The following is a 13,094-nucleotide window of genomic DNA, read 5'->3' on the forward strand; positions in this document are numbered from 1 at the left end:
CAGTCTTCTTACTTCTATCAATACGCTTCAAACTTCCCAACGACCTCCTCTTTTGCTTGACGCGGCGAAGTTACAAAAATAAAAGTATTTAAATACTTTTATTATAAAAAAAGATGTACCTTTGCATTATAATTAATAATTAAAAACACAGCACATGAATGCGACTATAGAAAACATCCTTAATGTGACCTTGCTGGAACCAAGGCAAAAGCACCCGACTATCTTCGTTCGATTTGATGAATTAAATGAAGGTGAAAGTCTGATTATTCACAACGATCATGACCCGAAACCACTGTATTATCAATTAATCGGAGAGCGTGGAAATATATTTAGCTGGGAATATCTCGAGGAAGGACCTGAATGGTGGAAAGTAAAAATCTCAAAACGTAATTTAGGAGAAAAGGAGGAAACTCTCGGAGAGATTGCAGTTAAAGATTTGCGGAAAGCGGAAGTATTTAAAAAATACGGTATCGATTTCTGCTGTGGAAGCAAGAAAACAGTCAAAGAGGCATGCGCAGAAAAAGGATTGGATGTGACCAAGATTGAACAAGAGTTAAAACAGGCTGACAAATCCCTTACTTCCAGACCAATTCCTTATACGGAATGGTCTCTGGACTTCTTGTGTGACTATATTGTCAATACTCACCATAGCTATGTAAAGCAATCTCTACCAGATCTGGTAACCTATGCGACTAAGGTGGAAGGTGTTCACAGCCCACAACATCCGGAACTTCATAAGATCAAATCGCTGGTGGATGAGATAAATGCTGAACTAACAGCTCATATGATGAAGGAAGAAATAGTACTTTTTCCCTACATCAAGGAATTAGTTTCTGCTAAAAAGAATGAACAAGTTCTTCATGCATCACATTTTGGCACAGTACAAAATCCGATCAATATGATGGAAATGGAACATGAAATTGTTGGGAAGAATCTGGAAGAAATTAGAAGATTGTCGAACAATTATACACTTCCTTCGGATAGTTGTGCTTCTTATAGTTTGTTGTATAAAATGCTTGATGAATTTGAAAATGATTTGCACTTACATATCCATTTAGAGAACAATATTTTGTTTCCAAAAGCAGTGGAATTAGAGCAAAATTGATACTTGAAATTTTTAAAAAAGGTTATGTTTCAAATTATAGGAAACTTGACAAATCTTCATAAGGTCGATTGATGAAGGCTAATTTAACAGATGATTAAAGGGAGTTATTTAATTCCCTTTGCTTGCGTCCACTAAAGTTTCAGCTTTTTTCAAACAACACTTATTATTTCTAATTATTTAATTTACTGAAATGAAATACACGAATAAATTATTAAAAATTACAACATTATTCTTCTTGACTATAGGTATATTCCAGTCTTGTAATACGGCAGAGAAAAAAGAAGCCAAAGTTCAGTCAGAAGAGACTACAATTAATAATACTGTTAATGAAAATGAAGCAGTTAATGGTCTAACACTCAACAATGGGGCAAAGTGGCAAGCAGACGCCAGTACGAATAAAAATGTATCAGCATTAAGTTCTATAGTCTCTGCATCACAACCTGTCACCTTAGAGGATTATAAAAATACCGGTAAAACATTACAGGAAGGTATTGATGTGATGATCAGTGAATGTAGAATGCAAGGTCCTGATCATGATGCTTACATCATTGGCTGGAACCATTAATGGAAGAAAATAAAAAACTTGAGAGTGCCACTTCATTAGAACAGGGCAAAGAATCATTCGATTTCGTAAATAACCAAATTAATATCTATCCTCAATATTTTGAATAATGAGTACGATCAATGCAAATACAAAATTTCCACACTTCTAAAAGAAAACCCTGATGCTTTGGAAGCAATCATCAGTATTTCGTCAAAGTTTAATAAATTAAGAAATCCACTTTTACGCAAGCTGATGGCAGCCCGCACCTCTATTAATATGGCAAGTAAAGTGGGTGGTTGTTCCGTAAATGATTTCTTTAAGAAGCTGGAGCCTCTTGGGTTTACGATTGATAAGGATGCAGCTTTAGAAGATCCTGCAGAACAGAAGCAAGTACCTTTATTTGTGCAGAACATTCATTCTGCAGATATCGTCGAGCTGGACGTTCGGACATTAATTGAATCTGGTAAGGATCCGCTTAATTTAATCATGAATTCAGTTAAGCAATTACAACCCGGGCAGATATTAAAATTAATAAATAGTTTTGAACCCGTTCCTCTGATCATTTTATTAGAAAAGCAGGGCCTTGAATCTTATTCTGAAACAATTAATGACGATCTGGTTTATACTTATTTCCATACCAATAAGGCAACTCAGTTTGTAGAACCTGATACAGAAAAAGCAAGCGAAGGCTGGGATGATGTGCTGTTAAAATATACGGATAAAATGCAAACAATTGATGTCCGTCATATGGAGATGCCTCTTCCAATGCTTACTATATTGGATGCCCTGGACAATCTGCCGGATGGCGAGGCACTGTATGTAGTACACAAAAGAATTCCGGTTTTCCTATTGCCTGAATTAGCAGATAGAAAATTTGATTACCGTATCAAGGACGTTGCCGATGGCGAAGTATATCTTTTAATATTTAAAGCATAACATGTTTGATGCCGGGTCTATAAAAAACACTTCCTATAAAGTTGTATTACCGTTTTACGTATATGCGGCATGTTCATTCTTAGTTGCTACCATTTTTTTACTCACATCTACAGAAGCATTTACGGGTCATTATTTTCATCCCCATATCCTGGCGATCACGCATACTATGGCACTGGGTTGGGGAACGATGATCATTTTGGGTGCAAGTCACCAGCTAGTGCCGGTGTTGATAGAGTCAAAGCTTTACAGTAATACTTTGGCTTATATATCCTTTATCCTTGCCGCCATTGGAATACCCCTACTGGTATATGGTTTCTATGTATTCGATATGCGCTGGCCAGCTCAGTGGGGAGGATGGTTGGTAGTCTTGGCTCTACTCGCTTATATGATTAACATAGCTGTGAGCATGTTAAAAGTAAGCATGAAAGTGTCCATGCGGTATTTGTATTCACAGCGACTACCTGGTTGTGTTTTACCGCTATTTTGGGGCTTGCGCAGGTGTATAATTTTACAAGTATTTTATTGCCTGAGAGCTCTTTGCACTACTTAACGTTGCATGCTCATGCAGGTATAATAGGTTGGTTTTTATTATTGATCATTGGAGTTGCTTCCAGATTGATCCCTATGTTTTTAATATCTAAATATAGCAATGTTCGATTGTTGTGGTGGATATATGCACTAATAAATGGGGCATTGCTGATATTCGTAATATTATTCCTTTATCCAGGAAGAGAAGCTTTATTATTTATTCCTGTGATAACTGTATTCATTGCAATAAGTCTATTTATTTATTATTGTTATTGGGCTTATAAAAAAAGGATAAGGAAGCAAGTAGATGAACAAGTAAAATTATCTTTGCTTTCAGTCGTCATGTTGTTGCTTCCGGTGGTGTTTCTAATTTTAGTAATTGTCACTTTAATTCTTACTTCCGGAGAACAATTGAATCTTATAATTTCTTATGGATTTATTATATTTTTTGGTTGGATTACAGCAATTATAATGGGCATGACATTTAAAACACTCCCATTTATTGTGTGGAATAAAGTTTATCATCATCTATCAGGGCTAGGCAAGACACCTAGTCCAAAAGACTTATTTAATAATAGTGTATTTAAAATTATGGCGATTGCGTATTTAGCCGGTTTTATAATATTTACTTTAGGGATTTTGTTTGGCAACAGCATTGTTTTGAAGTAGGGGAATCTTCCTATTGATTACAGCCGTTTTATATAACTGGAATGTACTGAAAGTATTAATGCATAAACCTATAAAACTATGAATATAATTAACTAATAATACAGCCAAATGCTCGATGGGCCTCGATGCTCTTTTGGAAGTTTTGGATCCGGAAATAGGTCTGAATGTCGTAGACCTGGGTTTGATATATCAATTAGATTTTGATGATCTTGCTAAAAACGTATATTGCAGCATGACATTGACTACACAATTTTGTCCGATGGGTCAATCCATTACAAATGGTGTTAAGAATGCATTGCAAAATACATTTGCAGACTATACAATAGAAGTAGAATTAACGTTCGATCCGGCATGGAGTCATGAAATGATTTCGGAAGAAGGTCAAATCTTTTTAAATAAATAATTATGCTAAGCCTAACCTGTAAAACAGCTATTAAAGCAGTTATCTTCCTCGCCTCCAAATTCAAATCCGGAGCCAAATCCGGCATTATTGAAATAGCTGAATATATAGATGCAAGCGAGCACTCTGTGGGAAAAATGCTACAAACACTTGTCAAAGAAAATGTCATCAACAGCTCCAAGGGGCCCAACGGTGGTTTTTACATTGATGCTGATCAGAAAAATCAACCCATCATTAATATTGTTTTTGCAATAGATGGTAAAGATGTATTTAATCAATGCGGTCTGGGCCTGAGCGAATGTTCGGCTGATCACCCTTGTCCTATTCACGAAGACTATAAAGCGGTAAGAGACCTATTCAATAAAATGTGTCTGGACAAAAGATTGCTGAACTATGATCCCGTGGATAGCGGAATGGCTTATTTGGTGGGGTGATTAGTGATCGGGTGATAAGGTGATCGGGTGATAAGGTGATCGTGTAATAAGAGTAAGCAGCACTTCTTTTTATTAATTTCAGGCGATTATCGAACAATAGGAACCCCAAAATAAAGTCGCTTCCGGTAATCATTCTAATTTCATATTTCTAACTTCTAATTTTATAGTAGAATCAGTGAAATCCGAGCAATCCTAAAATCCGTGATTCAGAAAAATAGGTGATTGGGTGATTGGGTGATCGGTAATAAGAGTAAGCAGCACTTCTTTTTATTAATTTCATGCGATTATCGAACAATAGAAACCCCAAAATAAAGTCGCTTCCGGTAATCATTCTAATTTCATATTTCTAACTTCTAATTTTATAGTAGAATCAGTGAAATCCTTTAATTCCCCCGCATTTTGTTGGTAGGCAAGCGTGGTTCAGAAAAATTAATAATCGGGTGATCGGGTGATCGGGTAATAAGAGTAAGCAGCACTTCTTTTTATTAATTTCAGGCGATTATCGAACTATAAGAACCTGAAAATAAAGTCACTTACGGTAATCATTCTAATTTCAAATTTCTAACTTCTAATTTTAGAAAGCAATCAGTGAAATCCTTTAATTCCCCGCATTTGTTGGCAGGCAAGCGTGGTTCAGAAAAATTAATAATAAGTAATCGGTAATGAGTAATCGGTAATAAGAGTAAGCAGCACTTCTTTTTATTAATTTCAGGCGATTATTGAACAATCGGAACCCCAAAATAAAGTCGCTTCCAGTAATCATTCTAATTTCATATTTCTAACTTCTAATTTTATAGTAGAATCAGTGAAATCCGAGCAATCCCTAAAATCCGTGATTCAGAAAAATAGGTGATTGGGTGATTGGGTGATTGGGTGCTCAGGTGATGTTGAGCTGACGGAATAGCTTACATTTTAATTGTTCTCGCAATTATCATTGAAATATAATTAGCCCCGTATTCATTCTGACTAATCGTTTAACTTTATAAAATCTAACATTTTTATATAAATTTACGAGATAGAAAAAATAATTAAGGTTACCGAAAGTTGAATTAAAAGGTTCTTTCGGGATTACTTTTTGATTAAAAGATCATTAAGAGTATAATTTGGAAATTCCACACATAAATAGAACTGCTGGGCTACTTGCATTTGGAGTAATGGCTGTTATTCTGATGCTGGCTGTCTACTTCACGCATGCCAGAATGCTTTTGTAGATGCACCTTTCATACTAACCAACATTCTAAACGAAAGTCATCCGATGATTATGGAACATCGCTATGGTTCTATAATTACTCAATTGTGGCCATGGCTCGGCTCCTTAATAGGAATGTCACTCGAGAGCTTAATGTACATCTATAATGCGTCATTCAATGTATTTTATCTGGCAGTTTGCATTGTTAGTATTCAAATTTAAAGAATATGCACTTGCTGTCGTCATGGCTTTTTATTATACACTGATGGTCAGTGATGCCTTTTATTGGACCAATAATGAAATACACCAGGCAGTTGGTTGGATGTTCCTTTGGCTAGGATTATATAAGTATCAAAAAAGTAGAGAGACTCCTTTAATGTTTCGTTTAATCAGTTTCGGAATAATTGGAGCTCTGGCTGTTTTGACACATCCGTTGATGATCATTGTGGTAGCTTTTGTATGGGTTTATTACCTGCTCGAGGAAAGACCACCTATAAAAGACCAAAATTAACTATACTGTTTTCGGCCATTGTGATGATGGCCATCACTGCTCGAGTATTGCTTAGTGTCTTCGGTGGGTGGTATGACGCCGGCAAAATATCGGTGATTGGAGAAAGTGGAATGGCTAATGTATTTGGTTTTTTGGAAAAGCCACTATTTGGTGAATTAATGAGGTTGTATGTCACTCGATATTGGTTGGCTTTAATTGTTTTTATTGCAGCAGTTGGAATTACAATTTATGAAAAAAAATATCTGATCACAACACTAATTTTATTATTTTTTGGAATTTATAATGCATTGTTTCTGACCGTATTTGATTCATTTATTCCGTTTTATTCTGAGAGTGAATTGATGCCACTGACTATTATTTTTGGAATTCCATTGATGCATTCCATTGGCAAATATTTAAATGAACAAAGATTATTAATTGTGTTGGGTGGAATATTTGCCATAAGTTTATTTAATATTTTTAATGCCGGAGCGGTTTACAATAATCGGGTTGAGGCAACAAAAGCCAGACTCAATGAAATGAAGTCCAACAATATTACCAAACTCATTTTGACAGAAACGGAGGCACTGAAAAAAACCTATGTAATGTATTGGGGACTTCCTGTAGAAAGTTTATTTGCCTCCATTATTTCAGGAGATCCTGTTCAAAGGACTTTTATAATTGTATCTGCACAGGATACTGCAGTTAAATCGAAAACTATGCCCAATGTGTGGTTAGATTGTTTTAAGGAGAAGCCAATTCGGGAGATGAATGGGAGTTATTTCAATGTAGATTCTACTTCGGAATATAATATCAAATAAAAATATAGTTATTATCACATTTATGCTAAGAAAATGGGTTTCAACAAATAGACTCACAGAGCTCTTTTGACTTTATTTTAAACGAGAGCTTATTTGTTTTTGACTTCTTTGTTATTTTATAGTTTTATAGTTTTAGAGTGCGCAAAGGAATTTTGACTGGTGTCAAATACTACTCCGATCAGACCGTATCTAAAATTGGTTAGCAACAATAATTTGCCGTTGAATTGTGTCAACGGATCGGAGGACAAATATGATAGGACTTCAGTCCCTGGTTCTATATTCTTTCTTTTTTAAAGTTAATTGAAACATGTAGGAACATAGAACACATAGGGATTTGACTGGCTTCAAATTTTGATCCTTTAAGGGATTGAACAAGCGAGGGGCTGCGTATCACGCTGGAGGATGTCGCCCATGCTTAGTCAGTCAGGCAGGCTTCAAGGCTTGGAGGGCATTAGCCACTAATTGCACGAATTTGCACGAATTTATGTGTTTGGGTTGCGATGTATGATTTGGAAAATTATCTTCGATGCTTCTTAAGTTGTAGTTTATATAGGATTTTGAAAATGGAAGTATATGGCTTTGTCAAAATAAATTTTGGTGACACACGAACGTAGGTAAACCTACGCTCAGCGCCAGATCTAGCAATTGGACTGTTTCCATATTTTCCTATTTATTATTCACCTTTATCTTTATTCCCTCTACTAACTTTTTCACAACTTTCTTGCCCGCGTCTTTGACATATCGGACATCTACGTTTTCGTTGTAATTATTTACGTCCTGTTCGGCAATGCCGATAAAGGGGGTTTTTTCCGTACTAATGTGAACATCTAATCTAAATTTCTTAAGTAGGTTTGTAATTAAATCATCCCATGAATAAGATCATGTCGCAATATTAAAATCATTGCCAATGAGTAGCGCTTATAAATTCATGTTTTATTTTTTGTATGGTTTATCGCTAGATCAAATATATTTGATTTTAAACTAAAACTACTTTACATGAATAAATCGATAACCTATATTCTCCTCTAAATTCAAAGTGCGAATCTCATAAACACCCTCCGGCAAATCGCTGATTTTAATTTCGTTACTATCAATTGAATTGATCTTCAATATCTTAACAACTTTACCCAATGAATTTATAATCGCCACCTCCGGTTTCAGTTCCTTTTCTAAACCTGAAAATGAAACATGAATTATGTCTGATGCAGGATTCGGAAATACGGTCATTTCGGGAAATGGATTGTTGCAACTATTTCTTACAGAGATGGTATAAAAGTAGCTTTCAGACCCATTCAGGTCAACTTGTTTTATCTTATAATAATAATTTCCATCGGACTTTAGGTCACTTTCATCTGTAAAACTGTAAGTGCTTCCATTGAAACTATTGCTCGCCTTAACTCTTCCTATTGGAACAAATTCCTCCGCTTTTGTACCTCTCCAAATCTCAAAATAATCATTATTTATTTCAGCGGAAGTAATCCACGACAAAAGAATGTTATCGCAAGAAGTTGATTGTCCGGTGAAAGAGTGCAAAACAACAGGTAGGGGGAGGCTACAAGAAATTGCTGATGGATAATCGCCAATTATCGTCCATCCTTTACCAGATATCAGATTAGTCCGGGCACTTACAGCATTTGTTCCATATTGCCTGCCTGTGGCGCCCAATTCACGATTATTTGGAGTTAATGGGTTTGAATTCCACCCAATAAGAGTAGAAGAATAGTTTATACAATCCATTCCACAGCTAATCAACATCGCATTCATTACTACAGATGGATTTAACGCCCAACTTCCTATGTCCTGATTGAAAGATGTGGCACTAGTAAACATGATATACATATTTGTAACATTAGATACATCCCAACTTCCTATGTCCTGATTGAAAACCATGGCATTCTGAAACATAGAACCCATATTTGTGACATTAGATACGTCCCAACTTCCTATGTTCTGATTGAAAGATGAAGCATAAAGAAACATAGAACTCATATCCGTGACATTAGAGGTATTCCAGCTTCCTATGTCCTGATTGAAAACTGTGGCATTCAGAAACATGGCACTCATATTTATAACATTAGAGGTATTCCAGCTTCCTATGTTCTGATTGAAAGCGTTGGCTTGATAAAACATCAATCTCATATCTGTAACATTAGATACATCCCAACTTCCTATGTCCTGATTGAAAGATGTGGCACTAGCAAACATGAATCTCATATCCGTAACATTAGAAAGATTCGGTGCATCAGTAGCATTTGAATTCAAATTGGAACACCCATAAAATGAATAAGCCATACTAGTCCAGGCAATATCGCCCCATTGGCCAATATTGATGATTTTCAGTGCGTCTCCTCCATTGTTAAAAAAAATTCTGGGAAATGAGCCTGTAATCCTTATGGTGTATGTTCCGGGTGTTCCAAAATTATGGGTCACACTGCCTGTGATACCTGTTTGGTCATATATCCCATCATTGTTCCAGTCCACGCTGTAATTGTATCCTGTCCCTGTAGTAGGTATGGTAATGCAGCTGCTGCATGAAGTGCCGGCATTGTTGGTCTTCCATGTAGTGATAAATGGAGCCTGGGCAGTCATTAGACTTGTTGTTAATATGGCGAAACAAAGTGTAAGGTACTAAGCCATAAAGTGTGTAAGTTATAAAAATGAATAAATTTATAACGAAAAACAAAAAAGCAAATGGATTCAAAAGATTTTATCAGTGATGAGATTTTAAAGCAATTTAAGACAGGAGATGAATTGATGAGTTTTCTAACATCGATTCAAAAACGAGGGATAGAAAAGATACTAGAGGGCGAAATGGATAGCCACCTTGGATATGAAAAGCACGATAAAACCGGTGCACCAAACTCAAGAAATGGGTTTAGTAATAAGAAGATTAAAACTAGTTTTGGAGAGGATAACATTCAGGTACCAAGAGATAGAGATGGTAGTTTTTCACCGATGCTTGTTCCAAAGCGAAAAGGAATGGCTGAAGGTATAGAAAATATCATCATTTCATTGTATTCAAGGGGCATGAGTAATAGCGATATAGAAAACCAGATCAGGGATCTATACAATGTAGAAGTATCAACTTCAACGATTTCAAGAATAACAAATGCTATAACAGAGGATATTGTAGCATGGCAAAATAGGCCGCTGGAAGATGTCTATTTGATTGTCTGGTTAGATGGAATTGTATTTAAGGTAAGAGAACAATCCAAGGTAATAAACAAGACGATTTATATAGCGATCGGCCTGAGGCAAGATGGTATAAAGGAAGTGTTGGGTTTGTGGCTAGGGTGGAAAGAGAGCTCCAGCTTTTGGATGAGTGTATTGACAGACATGAAAGCACGTGGTGTAAATGATATACTCATAACAGCTACAGACAATTTAAATGGTTTTACGGAAACGATCAAAACGGTTTTCCCACAATCAAACACTCAAATATGCATTGTCCATCAGATCAGAAATGCATGCAAATTTGTGTCATATAAAGACCGAAAGCCATTTACAGCTGATATGAAGAAAATATATGGAGCGCCAACGAAACAATCAGCAGAGGCAGCATTTAAGGACTTTGCAATGACTTGGGAAGATAAGTATCCGTATTCAGTACAATCATGGAGGACTAACTGGGATGAATTAACGACTTTTTCAGCTTCCCCTTAGAAATCCGTAAGATTATGTATACAACTAATTTAATAGAGAACCTGAATGGAAAAATCAGAAAATATACAAAAAACAAGCTTTCTTTCCAACTGATGAATCTGTTATGAAATCAGTTTATCTGGCCATAAGAGAAGCTACAAGGAAATGGTCCATGCCTATTCATAACTGGGGCGTGGTAACCAATCAATTTATTATTATCTTTGGAGAGAGATTAACCAATTTTATGAAAGCTTAGGGGAGCCCAAAAAAACAACTTACACACTTTGTGGGATAGTGTCAAGTGTAAAAATAATTTTCATATAATAATGTTTTAGTTCTTTAAAATTCTGACTCTAATGATCCTGGATTTGATTGCATTTCACATAATTCTAATCCGCAGGGAGTACAATTAGTGCAAATCACCCTCCTGGTGTCTCATTAGGAAAAAAGAATGTCCATTGTGAATATTAATCCCAGTAAAAGTTTGTTGTTTGTCGTTTGTTGTTTGTCGTTTGTCTTGTCAAACCAATTTCCATTGAGTATATTTCCAATATTTGATAACAATCAGGTATAAAATTTTCATGCATTGAGCCCAATTTTATCTTATATATTATAAGCCATTATACTTTTCATTCACAAGAGTATTATATTGCAATCCCACCTAACCTTCATCTGTTTAATTCGTTAATTGTCTTATTCGCCAATTCGTCAATTTTCTTTTAGACTGCTTCCTCAGCTTCTTATCACCTCACCTTCCTCCCTAATCCGCTGCTTAATCGCAAATCGTATTTAGTAGTGTCTAAATTATCATAAGCTCATCGAATTATTCGCTTTCCTTCACGAAATAGATAGCTGGTGGGTATGAATGGGTGGATTGGGGGAATGAAGATTGTAGGGTTAGTCAATTCAAATTTAAGGTACAATAAGGAGTAGGAATTATTTTCATGGGTGGGAAAGAGGGGTTGGTGGGTATAAGGAGGGAAATTGATGGATTGATTTTATGAGGTGTGTTTAGAACATATATTTTTGGACAAGACAGGTTGTAGATATATAAATTGTTATAAACTATTGTTTCATAAATTTAAATAATATATTAAAGTTAAAATCATGAGAAAAATAATTGTTTTTTTATTTTTTACTATGACGTTAGCCTTCCATTCTTCATGTTCTAAAGATGGAGAAGCCGATGGAAATAATTCAAGTTCTTTTCTTTCTGTAACTGTTAATAATTCTAATCATTCAGCCGTAAAATTGAATAAAAGTAGTATAGCAATACCAGATGATTCTTGGCTTACTGATGACATTGATTTTGCATCTAGAAGTGGAGTGGTTGTTGAAAATGAGGCTATATACGCCCTTACTGAAGATGGTATAGCTAAAATTAATAGAGAGAATGGACAAATTGTGTGGAATGTAGAATTATGTGACTTTCCTGAAGGCAATTTATGTTTATATCAAAATACGATCTTCACAAGTTCTGATGAATGTTTTTACGCCATAGATAAAAAAACAGGTAATAGTATATGGAGTATAGATCTACAACATCCTATATCTACTACCCCTATTGTTATAAACAACAAAGTTATAATTTCAGATGAGAGTAAGGGCGTGTATGCTTTAAATATTTTAAATGGTGAGTTAGATTGGTTCTATGCAATAGTGGAAGGCAGTCATAATTCTATTCCTTTATTTAGTGACAATAAACTTTTTATTGCTTCCGCATATGGAATGATACATACAATCAATCCTGAGACTGGAGCAAAAATCAATATTTATAAGACCTGCTCTGATCCAAGCTATTGCTCTGAAATCAATACACCGATTATGCTGGTGGATGATAATTTGGTCTTTGCCAATGTCTCAAGCGATGTTTTTGCCATTACAAAGGAAGGAACTGTTATTTGGAAATATAAGCACCCAAGTCCAACAAAAATCCAATTTAAAGGAATAGCATATGCTGCTGGTAAAATTATTTTAACAGGCCGTACAAATGAAAGTAAAGACATCACACTATGTATTGAGAAAACTAATGGAACCTTATTGTGGCAGTATATTCATGGTAATCAAAATAAAATTTCACACCCGATGATTGTGAATGAATCTTTTGTTCTTATTGGTTCCTCAGTTGGACTAGACAATCTCGATATCAATACAGGTAAACTCATTTGGAATAAAAAAGTAATGAAAGCCTCATCGAGTTCTGTGTATAATCAATGTAATTCTCATATTGCAGTAACGGATGAAGATATAATTTATATATCGACAGATGGTAATCTTGTTAGAGTTAAACTGTAAATGTGAATCTTATTAAATGTAATTTACTTTCCGTTACAATA

Annotated in this window: 11 protein-coding genes and 1 pseudogene; 11 read left to right on the plus strand and 1 reads right to left on the minus strand. The window is 35.3% G+C overall.

Going from position 1 to position 13,094, the window contains the following annotated elements:
• Window positions 1–154 precede the first annotated feature (154 nt).
• The 9 genes from ric to IPI15_RS16980 all read left to right on the plus strand — a co-directional run bounded on the left by ric (window position 155) and on the right by IPI15_RS16980 (window position 7,116).
• Complete coding sequence (ric, locus tag IPI15_RS16940) at window positions 155–1,105, plus strand: iron-sulfur cluster repair di-iron protein (RefSeq protein ID WP_287421491.1); 951 nt, start codon at window positions 155–157, stop codon at window positions 1,103–1,105.
• A 190-nt stretch (window positions 1,106–1,295) separates the two neighbouring features.
• On the plus strand, window positions 1,296–1,670 hold the full coding sequence (locus IPI15_RS16945; protein WP_287421494.1) for a hypothetical protein: 375 nt from the start codon (window positions 1,296–1,298) through the stop codon (window positions 1,668–1,670).
• A gap of 99 nt (window positions 1,671–1,769) precedes the next feature.
• Entirely contained in the window at window positions 1,770–2,585 is an 816-nt protein-coding gene (locus IPI15_RS16950) for a DUF2249 domain-containing protein (protein WP_287421496.1), read from the plus strand.
• A 1-nt stretch (window position 2,586) separates the two neighbouring features.
• Window positions 2,587–3,135, plus strand: a complete 549-nt coding sequence (locus tag IPI15_RS16955) for a hypothetical protein (RefSeq protein ID WP_287421498.1) — start codon at window positions 2,587–2,589, stop codon at window positions 3,133–3,135.
• Window positions 3,108–3,782, plus strand: a complete 675-nt coding sequence (locus IPI15_RS16960) for a hypothetical protein (protein ID WP_287421500.1) — start codon at window positions 3,108–3,110, stop codon at window positions 3,780–3,782. Before IPI15_RS16955 ends, IPI15_RS16960 begins: the two co-directional genes overlap by 28 nt.
• Window positions 3,783–3,897: 115 nt before the next feature.
• Complete coding sequence (locus IPI15_RS16965) at window positions 3,898–4,185, plus strand: metal-sulfur cluster assembly factor (RefSeq protein ID WP_287421503.1); 288 nt, start codon at window positions 3,898–3,900, stop codon at window positions 4,183–4,185.
• Window positions 4,186–4,187: 2 nt separating this feature from the next.
• Window positions 4,188–4,616 (plus strand): RrF2 family transcriptional regulator, encoded by a 429-nt coding sequence (locus tag IPI15_RS16970; protein ID WP_287421506.1) that lies wholly within the window; start codon window positions 4,188–4,190, stop codon window positions 4,614–4,616.
• A gap of 1,367 nt (window positions 4,617–5,983) precedes the next feature.
• Window positions 5,984–6,316 (plus strand): hypothetical protein, encoded by a 333-nt coding sequence (locus IPI15_RS16975; RefSeq protein WP_287421509.1) that lies wholly within the window; start codon window positions 5,984–5,986, stop codon window positions 6,314–6,316.
• Entirely contained in the window at window positions 6,265–7,116 is an 852-nt protein-coding gene (locus IPI15_RS16980; RefSeq protein ID WP_287421511.1) for a hypothetical protein, read from the plus strand. The genes IPI15_RS16975 and IPI15_RS16980 overlap by 52 nt, the downstream gene beginning before the upstream one ends.
• Window positions 7,117–8,103: 987 nt before the next feature.
• Here IPI15_RS16980 and IPI15_RS16985 read toward each other — a convergent pair.
• Window positions 8,104–9,705 carry a BspA family leucine-rich repeat surface protein gene (locus tag IPI15_RS16985; protein ID WP_287404938.1) on the minus strand — a complete coding sequence of 534 codons (1,602 nt, stop codon included), beginning with the start codon at window positions 9,703–9,705 and terminating at the stop codon, window positions 8,104–8,106.
• A gap of 102 nt (window positions 9,706–9,807) precedes the next feature.
• On the opposite strand from IPI15_RS16985, the pseudogene IPI15_RS16990 reads away from it, so the two are divergent.
• Together IPI15_RS16990 and IPI15_RS16995 are read left to right on the plus strand one after the other, a co-directional pair.
• Window positions 9,808–11,014, plus strand: a pseudogene (locus tag IPI15_RS16990) (IS256 family transposase).
• 851 nt (window positions 11,015–11,865) lie between these two features.
• Window positions 11,866–13,053 carry an outer membrane protein assembly factor BamB family protein gene (locus tag IPI15_RS16995; protein WP_287404939.1) on the plus strand — a complete coding sequence of 396 codons (1,188 nt, stop codon included), beginning with the start codon at window positions 11,866–11,868 and terminating at the stop codon, window positions 13,051–13,053.
• Window positions 13,054–13,094 lie beyond the last annotated feature (41 nt).

The sequence above is a fragment of the Candidatus Brachybacter algidus genome (assembly GCF_016707225.1).
Classification (GTDB): Bacteria; Bacteroidota; Bacteroidia; order Chitinophagales; family Saprospiraceae; genus Parvibacillus; species Parvibacillus algidus.

Coding starts and splice junctions, on each gene's coding strand:
- ric (WP_287421491.1), top strand. CDS start 155: ATGAATGCGACTATAGAAAACATCCTTAATGTGACCTTGCTGGAACCA.
- IPI15_RS16945 (WP_287421494.1), top strand. CDS start 1,296: ATGAAATACACGAATAAATTATTAAAAATTACAACATTATTCTTCTTG.
- IPI15_RS16955 (WP_287421498.1), top strand. CDS start 2,587: ATGTTTGATGCCGGGTCTATAAAAAACACTTCCTATAAAGTTGTATTA.
- IPI15_RS16965 (WP_287421503.1), top strand. CDS start 3,898: ATGGGCCTCGATGCTCTTTTGGAAGTTTTGGATCCGGAAATAGGTCTG.
- IPI15_RS16970 (WP_287421506.1), top strand. CDS start 4,188: ATGCTAAGCCTAACCTGTAAAACAGCTATTAAAGCAGTTATCTTCCTC.
- IPI15_RS16975 (WP_287421509.1), top strand. CDS start 5,984: ATGTATTTTATCTGGCAGTTTGCATTGTTAGTATTCAAATTTAAAGAA.
- IPI15_RS16980 (WP_287421511.1), top strand. CDS start 6,265: ATGGGTTTATTACCTGCTCGAGGAAAGACCACCTATAAAAGACCAAAA.
- IPI15_RS16985 (WP_287404938.1), bottom strand. CDS start 9,705: ATGACTGCCCAGGCTCCATTTATCACTACATGGAAGACCAACAATGCC.
- IPI15_RS16995 (WP_287404939.1), top strand. CDS start 11,866: ATGAGAAAAATAATTGTTTTTTTATTTTTTACTATGACGTTAGCCTTC.